This is a genomic window from Sutterella faecalis, assembly GCF_006337085.1.
Lineage (GTDB): Bacteria > Pseudomonadota > Gammaproteobacteria > Burkholderiales > Burkholderiaceae_F > Sutterella > Sutterella faecalis.
Window position 1 is genome coordinate 1991165 of record NZ_CP040882.1, and the last position, 16429, is coordinate 2007593.

General features: G+C 57.5%; 14 protein-coding genes and 4 tRNA genes. 13 read left to right on the forward strand and 5 right to left on the reverse strand.

The features are described 5' to 3' along the window. Window positions 1–69 precede the first annotated feature (69 nt). Genes FG381_RS08285 through folE2 form a run of 4 tightly spaced genes read right to left on the reverse strand, consistent with a single transcriptional unit; the run spans window position 70 to window position 3904 of the window. Window positions 70–711: a thiol:disulfide interchange protein DsbA/DsbL gene (locus FG381_RS08285; protein ID WP_139688382.1), complete on the reverse strand. Its 642-nt coding sequence runs from the start codon at window positions 709–711 to the stop codon at window positions 70–72. Between the two features lie 43 nt (window positions 712–754). Continuing rightward, window positions 755–1279: an SPOR domain-containing protein gene (locus tag FG381_RS08290; protein WP_139688383.1), complete on the reverse strand. Its 525-nt coding sequence runs from the start codon at window positions 1277–1279 to the stop codon at window positions 755–757. 18 nt (window positions 1280–1297) lie between these two features. Continuing rightward, complete coding sequence (gene argS, locus FG381_RS08295) at window positions 1298–3067, reverse strand: arginine--tRNA ligase (RefSeq protein WP_139688384.1); 1770 nt, start codon at window positions 3065–3067, stop codon at window positions 1298–1300. 39 nt (window positions 3068–3106) lie between these two features. Further along, window positions 3107–3904: a GTP cyclohydrolase FolE2 gene (gene folE2 / locus FG381_RS08300; RefSeq protein WP_139688385.1), complete on the reverse strand. Its 798-nt coding sequence runs from the start codon at window positions 3902–3904 to the stop codon at window positions 3107–3109. A gap of 411 nt (window positions 3905–4315) precedes the next feature. Here folE2 and FG381_RS08305 point away from each other — a divergent pair, with 411 nt between their 5' ends. Then, on the forward strand, window positions 4316–4729 hold the full coding sequence (locus FG381_RS08305) for an adenosylcobinamide-GDP ribazoletransferase (RefSeq protein WP_139688386.1): 414 nt from the start codon (window positions 4316–4318) through the stop codon (window positions 4727–4729). Between the two features lie 61 nt (window positions 4730–4790). Here the strand turns inward: FG381_RS08305 and cls are convergent, their stop codons facing one another. Continuing rightward, window positions 4791–6257, reverse strand: a complete 1467-nt coding sequence (gene cls / locus FG381_RS08310) for a cardiolipin synthase (protein ID WP_139688387.1) — start codon at window positions 6255–6257, stop codon at window positions 4791–4793. A 143-nt stretch (window positions 6258–6400) separates the two neighbouring features. Between cls and FG381_RS08315 the strand changes: the two genes are divergently transcribed. The 12 genes from FG381_RS08315 (at window position 6401) to rpoB (ending at window position 16418) form a co-directional block, all read left to right on the forward strand. After that, window positions 6401–6486, forward strand: a tRNA-Tyr gene (locus FG381_RS08315). A gap of 76 nt (window positions 6487–6562) precedes the next feature. Next, window positions 6563–6636, forward strand: a tRNA-Gly gene (locus tag FG381_RS08320). Between the two features lie 7 nt (window positions 6637–6643). Next, window positions 6644–6718: transfer RNA gene (locus FG381_RS08325), tRNA-Thr, on the forward strand. Between the two features lie 70 nt (window positions 6719–6788). Further along, on the forward strand, window positions 6789–7979 hold the full coding sequence (tuf, locus tag FG381_RS08330; protein WP_139688388.1) for an elongation factor Tu: 1191 nt from the start codon (window positions 6789–6791) through the stop codon (window positions 7977–7979). Window positions 7980–8028: 49 nt separating this feature from the next. Then, a tRNA-Trp gene (locus tag FG381_RS08335) sits at window positions 8029–8104 on the forward strand. Window positions 8105–8300: 196 nt separating this feature from the next. Beyond that, window positions 8301–8684: a preprotein translocase subunit SecE gene (gene secE, locus FG381_RS08340; RefSeq protein WP_139688389.1), complete on the forward strand. Its 384-nt coding sequence runs from the start codon at window positions 8301–8303 to the stop codon at window positions 8682–8684. Between the two features lie 24 nt (window positions 8685–8708). Further along, window positions 8709–9248, forward strand: a complete 540-nt coding sequence (nusG, locus tag FG381_RS08345) for a transcription termination/antitermination protein NusG (protein WP_139688390.1) — start codon at window positions 8709–8711, stop codon at window positions 9246–9248. Window positions 9249–9384: 136 nt separating this feature from the next. Further along, complete coding sequence (rplK, locus tag FG381_RS08350) at window positions 9385–9816, forward strand: 50S ribosomal protein L11 (RefSeq protein ID WP_139688391.1); 432 nt, start codon at window positions 9385–9387, stop codon at window positions 9814–9816. Beyond that, entirely contained in the window at window positions 9817–10512 is a 696-nt protein-coding gene (rplA, locus tag FG381_RS08355) for a 50S ribosomal protein L1 (protein ID WP_139688392.1), read from the forward strand. A 494-nt stretch (window positions 10513–11006) separates the two neighbouring features. Next, complete coding sequence (gene rplJ / locus FG381_RS08360; protein WP_139688393.1) at window positions 11007–11537, forward strand: 50S ribosomal protein L10; 531 nt, start codon at window positions 11007–11009, stop codon at window positions 11535–11537. Window positions 11538–11585: 48 nt separating this feature from the next. Beyond that, complete coding sequence (gene rplL, locus FG381_RS08365; RefSeq protein ID WP_139688394.1) at window positions 11586–11966, forward strand: 50S ribosomal protein L7/L12; 381 nt, start codon at window positions 11586–11588, stop codon at window positions 11964–11966. A gap of 288 nt (window positions 11967–12254) precedes the next feature. After that, window positions 12255–16418, forward strand: coding sequence for a DNA-directed RNA polymerase subunit beta (gene rpoB, locus FG381_RS08370; RefSeq protein WP_139688395.1), 4164 nt, complete (start codon window positions 12255–12257; stop codon window positions 16416–16418). The last annotated feature ends 11 nt before the right edge of the window (window positions 16419–16429 follow it).

Consider the following 16429-nt stretch of genomic DNA (forward strand, 5'->3'; position numbering starts at 1 on the left):
GTAGAAAAAAGAGGCGCTTCGGATGACGGCTCCGAAACGCCCCGTCTCTAATGGAAAAATAAAGGTCAATCAGCGGCGCTGAGCACGGACCTGATCGACAAGGTAGGAGATGCAGGCAGGAGTCGCTTCACGCGTGCCGACAAGATGGGGGCCTGTGGAATAGATGCCGCCCACGCCGATCATCGGCGTGCTGTCGATCTGGTAGCTGTTCCAGTACTGCGTGGCCTGACGGGACTTATTCATGACGCTGAAGGAGCGCATGGTCTGTTCCCACTTCTTGCCGTCGACACCCGCTTTCGTCATGAAGTCGAGAATATCAGGGGCAGGATTATCGTAGTTGTAGGGATGCTCCTGATAGATCACGCTCTCGAAGAATTTCATGTGAAGTTCGTCGAGAAGGCCGAGTGCTTCAAGGGCAAAATAGGTCTGCGTGAAAGGCAGGAATTTCGGCTGCCAGGCCACCGGGCACACGCGGATGGTCACATCCTTGGGGGCCGTCTTGGCCCATTTCTCAAAATGCGGCGCAAACTGCAGGCAGTGCGGGCAGGTATAGGCGAAGAATTCCACGACTTCGATGGTGTCGCGCGGCGTGGGTGCAGGCGGATTGACGATGAGGTATTCCTTGCCGGCGGTATAGGTTGGCGCGGCAAGAAGAGAACCGGAAGCCGGGGCAAGCGCTGCGGCGAGAACGACCTGGCGACGAGAAAGCATTGCGGGTAATCCTTTTTGAATTTTGCAGTTCCGAAGGGGGTGTTTACTGCTTGTCCTGAACAATAACAGGATTTAGACCTTGGTCAGAAAGGCTGTTGAGGACTTCCTGAGCAGCGGTCCGGGAAGCGAAAGGTCCGACGCGAACCCGCCAGTAGGAACCTGACTGGCGGATCTGTGCGCCGATGCCTTGCATGGCAAGGTTTGCAGCACTTGTTTCTGCATCACCCTGCTTCGAGAATGATCCCACCTGAACCCAGAAATTTTGAACTGAAGCAGGCGCCTTTTCTGTTTCAGAAGTTGAATCCCTTGCCACGGTTACGGTGCGCACGCTGCCCGTTTCCTGAGGGGCGGCGAGCGCATCGTTTTGCTGACTAAGCCTGGCATTGGGGTCAACCCCGCCGGCGAGCTTCGCGGCGGGATCGACATCAGCGGTCACGCGATCGACCTTGTCGACGAAGGGCACCGGGCTTTTGGAGATGATCAGCATCGCGCCAGCGGCAATGCCGAGACCGGTAACCACGCCGATGAGAAAGCCGGCAAAGCCGGTAGCGAATCCGCTTTTTGCCACTTCAAGGCTCCCAGAAGGTTATTCAGACTTTTCTTCAGCCGTATCCTCTTCGCGGCGGCTCATGCGCTCAGGGGCAGAAATGCCGAGAAGACGAAGGCCATTGCCAAGCACCTGGCGGGCGGCGGCGAGAAGCGCGAGGCGTGCATTGCGCTCGGCGTCATTTTCAACGACGACGCGTTCGGCGTTGTAGAAGGCATGGAACGTTGCCGCAAGGTTCTTGAGGTAGTAGCAGAGCACGTGCGGTGCATGATCGCGCGCCGCGACGCGCAGCGTTGACGGATATTCTGCAATGGCGCCGATGAGCGCTTCGCTCGCTTTGGAATTGAGCGGAGAAAGGTCCGCTTCAGCGAGCTTGTCGTTTGTCGGCACGGCATAGCCCTGTTCGAGAGCGTTGGCGAAAACCGAGCAGATGCGCGCATGCGCGTACTGCAGATAGTAGACCGGGTTTTCGTCGCTCTTTTGCTGAGCGAGCGTTACGTCGAAGACGAATTCTGCGTCGGCCTTGCGGGAAACAAGGAAGTAGCGGGCGGCATCGCGGCCGGCCCAGTCGACCAGATCGCGAAGCGTCACGTAGTTGCCGGAGCGCTTGCTCATCTTCACAGGTTCGCCGTCCTTGATGACGGAGAGCATCTTATGAAGAATGTATTCCGGGAACGTCTTCGGAATCGAGATCCCAAGAACGCCGGAAGCCGCCTGCAGGCCTGCGCGGACGCGGGCGATGGTGCCGTGATGATCCGTGCCCTGAATGTTTACGGCTTTGGTGTAGCCGCGGCTGAACTTGTTGAGGTGGTAGGCGACATCCGGCACAAAATAGGTATAGGTGCCGTCGGCCTTCTTCATCACGCGATCCTTATCGTCCTTGAGTCCGTTGCCGAGATCTTCGAACGAAGTGGTGCGAAGCCAGAGCGCGCCGTCCTTTTCGTAGGTGTTGCCTGAATCGATGATCGCCTGAACGGTTTTCTGAACGGCGCCGGTGGAATAAAGAGAGGATTCGAGGAAGAAATTGTCGAATCTCACGCCGAGCGCAGAGAGGTCGTCGTCCTGCTCGTTGCGGAGGTATGCAACGGCATAACGGCGCACGAGATCCGTGTCCGTGTAGTCGCCGGACGATTCGATGACGCCGCCGGCATGCGGATGAACCGGTTTTTTATCCAGAAAATCGCGGGCGATCGAGATGATGTATTCGCCGTGATAGGCATTTTCAGGAAGCTCGATGGTCTCGCCCTGAAGTTCTCGGCAGCGCAGCTGCACGGAGTGTGCAAGGTTGCCGATCTGCACGCCTGCATCGTTGTAGTAAAACTCGCGCGAAACCTTCCAGCCCTGGGAGCCGAGAAGATTGGCGAGCACGTCGCCTAGAGCGCCCTGGCGGGCATGTCCCAGGTGCAGGGGGCCGGTGGGGTTCGCCGAAACATACTCGAGAAGCACCGACTCTCCTTCATGCTCGCGGTTCGTGCCGTATGTCTCGCCCTGGCGAAGGACTTCGCCGATGATCGCTACACGGGCATTCTGCGCGACGCGAATGTTGATGAAGCCGGGGCCGGCGATCTCGACCGTGTCCACCGTCTGGGAGAAGGCTGGATCCGCCTTCATGGCGGCGACGAGCTCTTCGGCGATGGCGCGAGGATTTTTCTTCAGGCGACGGGCCAGCTGCAGGGCGCAGGTGCAGGCGATATCGCCGTGCGTCGGATCCTTCGGGCGCTCAAGCGTCGCCGGGGCATCTTCAGCGCCGAGCTTGGCGAGCGCTCCGGCGATGAGCTTCTGAATGGCTTCTTTCTGATTGTCGAGCATGGGAGAGAACGGGCTTCTAGGATATTGCGGGCGCTGGAATCAAAGGCGCTTGTCGCGCTCGATCCAGGCGTAGGCCGAATGATTGTGAATGGATTCGAAGTTTTCCGCTTCGACACGGTAGGCGACGACGCGATCATCGGCGTTGAGCGCCTTGGCCATGTCGCGCACGAGGTCTTCGACGAACTTCGGGTGATCGTAGGCGTATTCGGTGACGTACTTTTCGTCCGAACGCTTCAGACGCGACCAGAGCTGGCAGGAGGCGGAGTTTTCAGCAATAGCGACCTGCTCTTCAAAGCTCATGGGCGCAGAGAGAATAAGCGAACTCGTCAGGTGCGAGCGCTGATTGTGAGCGCCGTAGCGGGAGATTTCCTTCGAGCACGGGCAGAGGCTCGTCACCGGCGCGAGCGCTTCCTGGCGCACGGTTACTTCGCCCTTAACCGAGGAGGCGATGAGCGCGCACTGATAGTTCATGATGCTTTCAAGCTTGCTCACGGGCGCGATTTTGCGCACGAAGAAGGGAAAGCGGATTTCGATCGTTCCGTCCTCGGCGTGAAGGCGCTCGAGCATCTCTGCAAAGAGACGGCGCATCAGATCTGCATCAAGGGGTTCGCTCAGTTCTTCCATGAGCGCAATGAAGCGCGACATGTGCGTTCCCTTCTTGTCGGCGGGGAGCGAAACGGTCATGGTAATGTCGGCGACCGTATGCTGCGGCGCTTCGCGTCCGGCAACAATGACCGGCAGCCGGATGCCGCGTACGCCGACGCGATTGATGGCGATGTTGCGCTCATCTTCGGAGGACTGTACGTCCGGGAGAGTTGTCTTGTTTTCAGCTTCCATGGCGAAAGTCTTTGCTTTTATTTGGTGCGGACAGGCGTTCCCAATCATCATGATGGTTTCCGCAGTCCTTTGAATGACTTCATGCACGCGTCGGCTGGTCGGACGTGAACGAGACGGCGGCCAGAGGCACGCGCGCAGATACCGGAAAAAACCTTAAGGGGTTTTTCCTTGAGTTGGGTGGCTATCTTACTAGAGGTGCGCAGTGGATGCGCCCGAAGAGCGTGGGCCCAACTATGTAGACAGATACGATTTCTTGCATATTTCTGCCGTCTGCAATGATTTTGAGGCCGTGGAACATCTGCGATCGCGAAATGTGCGCCATGAACGCCCGATATACTTTTGACACATGACGCTGATAGAAGGAAGCAGGAAAGCCTCCCGCAACGGGCGTCATAGAGTAGAGAGACAACGATGCCAGTATTTATTTTTCCCCCCAGCGGCGGCAGCCCCATTCTGAGTTTCTTGGTCGGGCTCGCTACCCTTGCAATTCTCATAGGTCTCGTGATCTTCTTTCTGCCGCTTATTGCCGGCATAGTTATTGCCGTTATTCTTCTGATTGCGGCTGTTTATTGCTGGGGATGGCTCAAGCGAAAGTTCGGCTGGGAGTCTGAAGAGGAAAAGGCTTTTCGTCAGGCGATGGAAAAAGCCGAAGCGATGGCGCGTTCTCAGTATCACGGAGGTTCCGTTGCTTCCGGCACGGTTTATGAGCGCGAAGAGATTCGTATTTCCTCACCGGCGCGGCCAGGCGAACGCCGTCGTGTCATGAAGGATGTTGAGGATATTGAGGAAACGCCGGTAACACCGAAGGATTCGTCAAAGTCCTGATTAATTCAGACTCAGGATTTTTTCACGGGCGTACAGACTGCAGCTGTACGCCCGAATTGCATCAGAGCAGCGGAGAAATCAGGTAGGACGCTCCTTCGCGCAGCCGGTTGGAAAGCGGGCGGTTGCGCCAGACATCGGCCTGAAGTTCACTGCAGTGCGTTTCGTATTCAGCATGCAGCGCCGAAAGATCGCGCACGAACGCTTCGTCGAAAATCGCCATCATCAATTCGAAATTGAGATGCAGGGAGCGGCTGTCGATGTTGAGGGTTCCGAAAACTGCGAATTCGTTGTCTACAGAAATGGATTTGGTGTGCAGAAGTCCCCCTTCATAGAGAAGGATCCGCACGCCGGCCTCAAGAAGATCGTCGAAATAGCGGCGCATGGCCCAGCCCGTGGCCGGGTTGTCGCATTTCTCCGGAACAATGAGGGTTACGGCAACGCCGCGCAGCACTGCGTTAAAGAGCGCGCAGACCACTGATTCCGTCGGAATGAAATAGGGTGTGGTGATGGTCAGCGTATGTTCCGCGCGGTTAATGGCCTCAATTACCAGAAGAAGGTTGCGGTCGCCGTTGGCGTAGGGTCCGGACGGAACCGTCGCAATGACGGCATCTCCGGCATTGAGAGCGGCTTCCGCAGCGAAGGTCTCTTCGAAATCTGCCAGATCGCCGTCGGGCTGCAGCGCCCAATCGAATTGCCAGACCGCAGCAAGCGATGCGACTGCAGGTCCTTCAACTCTGACCATGGCGTCGACCCAGGCTCCGACGATGGAAGCTTCTGCATAGCTTCGGGGGTCGATCATATTGAAGCTTCCCGTATAGGCGATCCTATTGTCGATGACGACGGTTTTGCGATGAAGTCGGATATCTGCGCGCTGGAGGCCAAAAAAACGCAGAAATTTCATCGGAAGCGCGGAAGCAATGATGACGCCTTCACGCTCGAGCAGTTTTTTTGCTTTGGATCGGAGAAAAACGCGCGAACCGAAATCATCGACGAGAAGTCGTATGCGTACGCCGCGTCTGGCAGCATCAATCAGGGAGCGTGTTATTTCCCGTACCTCTCCGCCGTCTTCCCAGATGTAGAACTCCATGTCGATGGACTGACTGGCGGACGCGATGTCTTTGTGGAGTGAAGCAATGGTTTCGGCGGAAGAGGCCTTGAGAAGAGCGGACGAACCGGTAGCAAGCGGCATCCCGGCAAGTTTTGCTGCAAGCCTGAGGAGCGTCCGATGGCGCGCAAGATGCCGGGGGAGAGGCCCAAGCGGCGTGAGCTTATGCTGAGAGAGCTGCCCCCATCGCTCGATTGCGTCTTTCAGGCGCTTGGCCCTGAGTCTTCCGATAGGCCGCTCGCCGAAGGCAAGGTAGAGAAGGAATCCGAAATACGGCAGGATTGTGGTCAGCAGAATCCAGGCAAAAGCCGATCCGGGCGGATGACGCGTCAGCATGACGCGGACAATGACGCTGAGAACAATGAGTAGCTGCAGAAGCGCTGCCAGCGCACTCCATAGCGTGAAGCTTTCGGGGAATGCCATAAAAAGAATCCGACAAGAATGTCAGTGATATTAATGGAATTGACCTTGAATAGGTGCTTCTGAAAAACGAAATCAAGGAACTTTTTTTATTTCAGCTCTTGACAGAAGCGAAAAAAGCCGTAATAATTCGGTCCTCTCGCTACGGAGGGGTGCCCGAGTGGCTAAAGGGGGCAGACTGTAAATCTGTTGGCTTACGCCTACGATGGTTCGAATCCATCCCCCTCCACCAGCGAAACTTGCGACGAACAAGCATTAGCGCCGCAAGCTCCTAAATGCGGAGCGGAATGACTAGTTCTCGATCCTGAGCGGGTGTAGCTCAATGGTAGAGCAGAGGCCTTCCAAGCCCCCGACGAGGGTTCGATTCCCTTCACCCGCTCCAGATAATTGCCCATGTGGCTCAGTGGTAGAGCACTCCCTTGGTAAGGGAGAGGTCATGCGTTCGATCCGCATCATGGGCACCAGAATTCCTTTCTACGTCCAATCTGATCCGACCTATCCTAAGGCGGATCTTTGTTCATTCAGGAGCCGACAATGGCCAAGGAAAAATTTGAGCGTAAGAAGCCGCATGTGAACGTGGGCACGATTGGTCACGTTGACCATGGTAAGACCACGCTGACTGCTGCCATTACGACGATTCTCTCGAAGCACTTCGGCGGTGAAGCCAAGGCTTACGATCAGATCGACGCGGCGCCTGAAGAAAAGGCCCGCGGCATCACCATCAACACCGCGCACGTTGAGTACGAGACGGAACATCGTCACTACGCTCACGTTGACTGCCCGGGCCACGCTGACTATGTGAAGAACATGATCACGGGCGCTGCGCAGATGGACGGCGCGATCCTCGTGGTTTCGGCCGCTGACGGTCCGATGCCCCAGACCCGCGAGCACATTCTGCTTGCCCGTCAGGTTGGCGTGCCCTACATCATCGTCTACCTGAACAAGTGCGACATGGTTGACGACGAAGAGCTCCTCGAGCTCGTCGAGATGGAAGTTCGCGAACTGCTCTCGAAGTACGACTTCCCGGGCGACGACATTCCCATCATCAAGGGTTCCGCGAAGCTCGCCCTCGAAGGCGACCAGAGCCCGATCGGCGAACCGTCGATCCTCAAGCTCGCCGAAACGCTCGACACGTACATTCCGACGCCGCAGCGTGCTGTTGACCAGCCGTTCCTCATGCCGATCGAAGACGTGTTCTCGATCTCCGGCCGCGGCACGGTTGTGACGGGTCGTGTTGAACGCGGCGTGATCGCCGTGGGCGATGAAATCGAAATCGTCGGCATCAAGCCGACGACGAAGACGACCTGCACGGGCGTTGAAATGTTCCGCAAGCTGCTCGACCAGGGCCAGGCTGGCGACAACGTTGGCATTCTGCTTCGCGGCACGAAGCGTGAAGACGTTGAACGCGGTCAGGTTCTCGCGAAGCCGGGTTCGATCACGCCGCACACCCACTTCAAGGGTGAGGTGTACGTGCTGACGAAGGAAGAAGGCGGCCGTCATACGCCGTTCTTCAAGGGCTATCGTCCGCAGTTCTACTTCCGCACGACGGACGTGACGGGCACGATCGAGCTGCCGGAAGGCGTCGAAATGGTCATGCCTGGCGACAACATCACGATGACCGTGAAGCTGATCTGCCCGATCGCCATGGAACAGGGTCTGCGCTTCGCTATTCGTGAAGGCGGCCACACGGTCGGCGCCGGCGTCGTTGCCCAGATCATCGAGTAATGATCACTTTCTGAAAGTCGGTCATAATTGATCGACTTTCAGAAACGACAGGGGTATAGCTCAATCGGCAGAGCGACGGTCTCCAAAACCGTAGGTTGAGGGTTCGATTCCTTCTGCCCCTGCCACAAAACAAGAAAAGCCAAGTTGGGTAATCCAACTTGGCTTTTCTCTTGCGCGGAAGAAAAATCGGTCTTCGTCAATGCATCGAAGATGAAATGCCGGTAAAATCATCTGCTATTTTTCGTCAAGTCCCGCCAGAAGGCGTTATTCATGGGTTCATGGGAGCTCAAAACGCAGGTGCGGGAGATCTGGATTCAATTCATGAGCACTCAAGAAGTTGAAACCGCCTCGAGCAAGAGCGATCTCGTCCTGGTGACGCTGGCTGCGCTCTGCGCTCTCGGCGGGGTAGTTGCCTTTGCGCTCCTCTCCGAGCAGGCTCTGGCGGTGCGTCTCGGCGCCCTTTGCGGCGGACTGGTTCTCGCGCTGATCATTGCCTGGCTTTCGCCTTCCGGCAAGCGCTTTCTTGCATACGGTCAGCAGTCCTATGAAGAGCTGCGCCGCGTCGTTTGGCCGACCCGCAAGGAAACGCTCAATACGACAGGCCTGGTGATGGCTTTTGTGGTCATCATCGCCTTCTTTCTTTTCTTCTGCGACATGATCATCGAATGGGGACTTTACGACGTCCTCCTTCGCCTCTCGCTCTAATCGACAGCTTGGAAGGAATGAGCCATGGCTAACGACAATATGCACTGGTACACGCTCCATGTTTACTCCTCTATGGAAAAGAGCGTGAAGAACGCCCTTGAGGAGCGTATTGCTCAGAGCGGACCTCTTCGCGACAGCTTCGGCGAAGTGCTGCTTCCGATTGAGAAGGTTCACGAAGTTCGCAACGGCCGCAAGATGACGAGCGAGCGCCGGATGTATCCGGGCTACGTCTTCATCCAGATGGAGATGAACGATGCCACGTGGCACCTCGTCAACAGCACGCCGCGCGTGATTGAGTTCCTGGGCAATAACAATCCCGTCATGCTCTCGCCGGCTGAAGTGAGCAACATTCTGAATGCTGCGGAAACGAGTGCCGAGAAGCCCCGTCCGAAGATTGAATTCGAGGTGGGTGAAATGGTGCGCGTCAAGTCGGGCGCCTTTAAGGACTTTACCGGCCGCGTGGAAGTTGTCGATTACGACAAGAGCCGCCTCAACGTGTTCGTTTCGATCTTCGGCCGCGACACGCCGGTTGATCTCGCTTTCAACGAAGTTGAGAAGATCTAAAAATATTTTGGGGAAAGCGGTTGCACCTTAAAAATCTGAGGTGTATAGTCGCGCTTCTCTCGTTTAACCAACTGGGGAGCCTGCTGATCCGAATGGATTTAGTCGGGCGTTTGAACCCAATAGGAATTTACGCCAAATGGCAAAGAAAATCGTCGGCTTCATTAAGCTGCAGGTTCCTGCCGGCAAGGCTAACCCCTCGCCCCCAATCGGCCCGGCTCTCGGTCAGCGCGGCCTGAACATCATGGAGTTCTGCAAGGCGTTCAACGCGAAGACGCAGGGCATGGAAGCTGGTCTTCCGATCCCTGTCGTGATCACCGCTTACGCCGATAAGAGCTTCACGTTCATCATGAAGACCCCCCCGGCCACCATCCTTATCAAGAAGGCGGCCAAGATTCAGAAGGGTTCTTCGCGTCCGCACACGGACAAGGTGGGCAAGATCACCCGCGCTCAGGCCGAAGAGATCGCCAAGACCAAGGAGCCGGATCTTACGGCTGCTGATCTGGATGCCGCTGTTCGTACGATCGCTGGTTCCGCTCGTTCGATGGGCATCATTGTGGAGGGTCTCTAAATGGCTAAGCTTACGAAGCGTCAGCAGGCGTTCCAGGGCAAGATTGAAGCCGGCAAGGCCTATCCGGCTCTCGATGCCTTCAACATCGTTCGCTCCAACGCGACCGCTAAGTTTGACGAATCCGTGGACGTTGCCATTCAGCTCGGCATTGATCCTCGTAAGTCCGACCAGGCCGTTCGTGGTGCTGTCGTGATGCCGGAAGGCACGGGCAAGACTGTCCGCGTCGCCGTCTTCACGCAGGGCGCCAAGGCCGATGAAGCCCGCGCTGCCGGTGCTGACATCGTCGGTTTTGACGACCTCGCCGCCAAGGTTAAGGCTGGTGAACTCGACTTTGACGTCGTGATCGCTTCGCCGGATGCCATGCGCGTTGTCGGCCAGCTCGGTCAGATCCTCGGCCCGCGCGGCCTCATGCCGAACCCCAAGGTCGGCACGGTCACGCCGAACGTTGCTCAGGCTGTCAAGAACGCCAAGGCTGGTCAGGTCCAGTTCCGCGCCGACAAGGCCGGCATCATTCATGCGCCGATCGGCCGCGCTTCCTTTGAAGCCGAACGTCTGCGCACGAACCTCGCCGCGCTCGTCGACCAGCTCGTGAAGCTCAAGCCCGCCTCTTCCAAGGGTCAGTATCTCTGCAAGATCTCTGTCTCTTCGACGATGGGCCCGGGCCTTCGCATTGATGCCGGCACCATCAACGCGTAATACAACTTTTCCAGGAGCGGCACTCCTGTAGTGCGCCGGGCGGCGCAGATTCCATCGGAATCTGATGCCGCTTGAGCGAACCCCGTCCGCGGGGATGCACGGGAATCATTCGATTTCCGCTGAGGCTGTGAAGCCTCAAGGGCTTTGGGTGGTTCAGCCCGGACCTCGCCGAAAAGGCAGGGGAAGGCTGAACTGCTGTCAAAGACCGCTGGAGAGCGCCAGTTTCCGCCGGACACGGAAGAAAAAGATGTCCGGGGAAGTCGCGCTTTTAATTCTCTTGAGCCGCTTTTCAAGCTTCTTCCGCTTGAAGACGTGGTTGCCGACAAGAGGTCCAGCGCAGACGGCACCGAAGAGAGACATTGCGTCGTGTTTGTAAAGTGATTGTCCCCTGGCGGGATGCATCACTACTGACAGAAGTCAAGCTCTCAGAAGGTTGCCGGTTAATCGCAACCGGCGTCGGCCGCAAGGCTGACGTCTCTGAGTGGAGCCAGACCATGGGTCTTAATCGTGAAGACAAGGCGGCAGTCATTGCGGAGATTTCGGAAGTTGTTTCGAATTCGTCCGCGATGGTCATCGCCGAATACCGTGGGCTGACCGTACAGGCCGTCACGAAGCTGCGCGCTGAAGCGCGCAAGAATGGCGTGACGCTGCGTGTTGTCAAGAACACTCTGGTTCGCCGCGCCGTGGAAGGCACGGGGTTTGCCGGACTTGCTGATCAGTTTACTGGTCCGCTCGTCTATGGCTTCTCCGCCGATCCCGTCGCTGTGGCCAAGGTTCTCGTCAACTTCGCCAAGGACAACGAAAAGCTCGTCGTTAAGGGCGGTGCGATGGCCAACTACGTCATGGACGTGGAAGCCGTCAAGCAGCTCGCCTCGATGCCGAGCCGCGACGAACTCCTTGCCAAGTTGATGGCGACGATGAACGAGCCGATCGCGAAGTTCGTCCGTACCATCAACGAGGTTCCGGCGCGCTTCGTGCGCACCGTGGCCGCTGTGCGCGATGCCAAGGAACAGGCCGCTGCCTGATCCCAATCACCTTTCAAAATTTAAACACTACGTAATACGGAGCTAAAAATGGCCCTTACCAATGAAGAAATCCTTGACGCAATCGCGTCCAAGACCGTCCTCGAAATCTCTGAACTCATCAAGATGATGGAAGAGAAGTTCGGTGTTTCCGCCGCTGCCGCCGCTGTTGCCGTGGCCGCCCCGGGTGCTGCCGCTGGTGGCGCCGCTGCTGAAGAAAAGACCGAATTCGACGTCGTTCTCGAAGCCGCCGGCTCGAACAAGATCGCCTGCATTAAGGCTGTCCGCGAACTCACGGGTCTCGGCCTCAAGGAAGCCAAGGACCTCGTCGAAGGCGCTCCGAAGGCTGTTAAGGAAGGCCTCCCGAAGGCTGACGCCGAAGCCGCTGCCAAGAAGCTCGAAGAGGCTGGCGCTAAGGTTGCCCTCAAGTAATATTGCTTGAATAAGCCTTGCGTGCGGATGCCTTCGGGCGTCCGCCGCAAATCAAAGCCTCCGCAAGGAGGCTTTGATCTGTTTTTCTTCTGTGATCCATGAGAAAATCAGATCAAAGTCTTTACCTTGATGAATCGTCTTTCCAGCAGACAATCTGTTATTGCGCGCCGCGCGGACTCAGACTCTTCGAAAGTCTGAAGTGCCGAGCGGCTTTTCGGCGTCTCCCCTTTTTTATCTCATCAAGAGCCGACTTCTCCCGGTTCATTCCTAATGTCGAACGGAGTCTACATGTCGTACTCGTTCACTGAAAAGAAGCGCATCCGCAAGAGCTTCGCCTCTCGCCCGAGCGTCCTTGAAGTGCCTTCCCTGCTTGATATTCAGCTTCGTTCGTACGAAGACTTCCTGCAGGCCAACGTGAAGCCCGCTGCGCGCAGCAGCAATCTCGGCCTTCAGGCCGCCTTCACCTCGATCTTCCCGATCACGAGCAACAATGGTTACGCCCGTCTGAGATTCGCAGGCTACAACCTTGCCGAACCTGAGTTCGACGTGGCTGAGTGCCAGCTGCGCGGTCTTACCTACTGCTCGCGTCTTCGCGCCAAGATCCGTCTTGAAATCTACGATCGTGAAGCCGCTCAGCCGGAAACGATCAAGGAAATCCGTGAGAACGACGTCTACATGGGGGAAATCCCCCTGATGACGGAAAAGGGTTCGTTCATTGTGAACGGCACGGAACGCGTCATTGTTTCCCAGCTGCACCGTTCTCCCGGCATCTTCTTCGAGCATGACAAGGGCAAGACCCATTCGTCGGGCAAGCTCCTCTTCTCCGCTCGCGTCATTCCCTACCGCGGTTCGTGGCTTGACTTTGAATTCGACGCGAAGGACATCCTTTACTTCCGCGTCGACCGCCGCCGCAAGATGCCCGGCACGATCCTCCTGAAGGCCATCGGCTATTCGGTCGAGGACATCCTCGCGCGCTTCTTTGCTTTCGACAGCTTCCAGCTCCTGAAGAGCGGAGCCAAGCTTCCCGTCGTTCCTGAACGACTCAAGGGACAGACGATGTCGTTCGACATTACGGACGGCGAAGGCAAGGTCATTGTTCCGCATGACAAGCGCATTACTGCCAAGCATCTTCGCGATATTTCGAAGGCTGGCGTGACGACGATCGCGGTTCCTGACGATTACCTCCTCGGACGCGTCCTCGCCAAGAACATTGTCGACGCTCAGACGGGCGAAGTCATTGCTCAGGCCAATGAGGAAATCACGGAATCGACGCTCGAACATCTGCGGGCGTCCCGCGTGCGCAAGATCGAAACGCTCTTTACGAATGAGCTCGATCATGGCGCCTATATTTCCAACACGCTGCGTCTTGACGATACGCCGGATCAGTTCTCCGCCCGCGTTGCGATCTACCGCATGATGCGTCCGGGTGAACCGCCTACGGAAGAAGCCGTTGAAACGCTCTTCGACCGCCTCTTCTTTGATGCCGATGCGTATGATCTTTCGCGCGTCGGCCGCATGAAGGTCAATGCTCGTTTCGGCCGTCCCTCCGCCGAAGGCGCCCGCACGCTTACGAAGGAAGACATCGTTGATACGATGGCTCTTCTGGTTGCTCTGCGCAACGGCCAGGACGATGTCGAGCTCGTCGACGAAAAAGGTGAAAAGCGTATTTGCCCGGTGAACGGCGTCGACGACATCGACCACCTCGGCAACCGTCGCGTCCGCTGCGTCGGCGAACTCGCCGAGAATCAGTTCCGCGCTGGTCTTGTCCGCGTTGAGCGTGCCGTCAAGGAGCGTCTCAACCAGGCTGAAAGCGACGGGCTCACGCCGCAGGATCTCATCAATTCGAAGCCCATCTCAGCTGCGATTCGTGAGTTCTTCGGTTCGAGCCAGCTCTCGCAGTTCATGGACCAGACGAACCCGCTTTCGGAAATTACGCATAAGCGCCGTATTTCCGCGCTTGGTCCGGGCGGCCTCACGCGTGAACGCGCAGGCTTCGAAGTGCGCGACGTGCATTCGACCCACTACGGCCGCGTCTGCCCGATTGAAACGCCTGAAGGTCCGAACATCGGTCTGATCAACTCGCTCGCTCTTTATGCGCGCCTCAACGAGTACGGCTTCCTTGAGACGCCGTACCGCAAGGTTGTGGACGGCGTTGCGACGAAGGAAATTCACTACCTTTCCGCCATTGAGGAAGGCAAGTACATCATCGCTCAGGCCAACGCCGAGATGGATGATCACGGCCGCCTCACTCAGGAACTCGTTTCTGCCCGCGACAACGGCGAAACGATTCTGGCTTCGCCTGAGCGCATTCAGTACATGGACGTCGCGCCGGCGCAGATCGTTTCCTGCGCTGCTGCGCTTATTCCGTTCCTTGAACACGATGACGCGAACCGTGCTCTGATGGGCGCGAACATGCAGCGTCAGGGCGTGCCCTGCCTGCGTCCTGAGAAGCCTGTCGTCGGTACGGGCATCGAACGTACGGTTGCGGTTGACTCGAAGACGGCTGTTCAGGCACGCCGCGGCGGTGTGGTTGACTATGTCGACGCCAACCGCGTGGTGATTCGCGTGAACGACGAGGAATCGGTGGCCGGTGAAACCGGTGTGGACATCTACAACCTGCAGAAGTTCACCCGTTCCAACCAGTCGACCAATATCAATCAGCGTCCGATCGTTGTGAAGGGCGATCGCGTGGCGGTTGGCGATGTGCTCGCCGACGGCGCTTCGACCGATACGGGTGAACTCGCTCTCGGCCAGAACATGCTGATCGCGTTCATGCCGTGGAACGGCTACAACTACGAAGACTCGGTGCTCATCAGCGAGCGCGTGGTTGCCGACGACCGCTATACCTCAATCCACATCGAGGAGCTCTCTGTCGTTTCCCGCGATACGAAGCTCGGGCCTGAGGAAATCACCCGCGACATTTCGAACCTCTCGGAAAACCAGCTCTCCCGTCTTGATGATTCCGGCATCGTTTTCATCGGCGCTGAAGTCAAGGCTGGCGATGTGCTCGTCGGCAAGGTAACGCCGAAGGGCGAAACGCAGCTCACGCCGGAAGAAAAGCTCCTGCGCGTGATTTTCGGCGAGAAGGCTTCGGATGTGAAGGATACGTCGCTGCGCGTTCCGTCCGGCATGACCGGTACGGTTATCGACGTGCAGGTCTTCACCCGCGACGGCGTGAAGCGCGACAAGCGTGCGGAAAGCATCATTGCCGAAGCGCTCAAGCGTTATCGCCGCGACCTCGATGACCAGCTGCGCATTGTTGAGCGCGACTCCTTCGACCGTCTGCGTCGCCAGCTTGCCGGCCACAAGGTCGTGAGCACGATGAAGCTCGAGGGTCTTCCTGCCGACTGCGTGCTGACGCCTGAATTCCTGGCCACCATGCAGGGCTACGATCTCTTTGATCTGCGCATGGAAGAGGAAGCTGCTCAGCACTACATTGATCTCACGAAGCAGGCAATCGAGCACACGCGCGAAGACAATGCCCGCAAGTTCGATATCAAGAACGACAAGCTCACGCGCGGCGACGAGCTGCCCCCGGGCGTGCTCAAGATGGTGAAGGTGTACATCGCTGAACGCCGTCGTCTGCAGCCCGGCGACAAGATGGCCGGCCGTCACGGTAACAAGGGCGTGGTCTCCAAGATCTGCCCGGTTGAGGATATGCCGTACATGGCCGACGGTCGTCCCGCCGACATCGTTCTGAATCCGCTCGGCGTGCCGTCTCGTATGAACATCGGTCAGGTGCTTGAAGTTCACCTCGGCTGGGCCGCGAAGGGCATCGGCTGGCGCATTGAACAGATGCTCAAGACCGAGCAGGTTCGTCAGATCCGTGCGTTCCTCAATGAGGTTTACAACCGTACCGGCAAGCACGAAGATCTCGACAGCCTTACGGATGAAGAGCTCATGCGCATGGCTCGCAATCTGCAGAACGGCGTGCCGTTTGCCACGCCGGTCTTTGACGGCGCTACGGAAGAGCAGATTCGCATGATGCTTGACCTCGCCTTCCCGGATGAGGAAGCCGCTCGTCTGCAGCTCACGCCTTCGAAGACCCAGGCGACCCTTTATGACGGTCGTACGGGTGATGCTTTCGAACGTCCGGTGACCGTGGGCTACATGCACTACCTGAAGCTTCACCACCTCGTCGACGACAAGATGCATGCGCGTTCCACGGGCCCGTACTCGCTCGTCACGCAGCAGCCTCTGGGCGGCAAGGCGCAGTTCGGCGGCCAGCGCTTCGGCGAAATGGAAGTCTGGGCGCTTGAAGCTTACGGCGCGGCTTACGTGCTGCAGGAAATGCTTACCGTCAAGTCCGACGATGTCAACGGCCGTACGAAGGTTTACGAAAACATCGTCAAGGGCGAGCACAAGATCGAAGCGGGCATGCCCGAATCCTTCAACGTGCTCGTGAAGGAAATCCGGTCGCTCGGCATCGACATCGACCTCGTCAAGAACTAAGAGAGGATTTA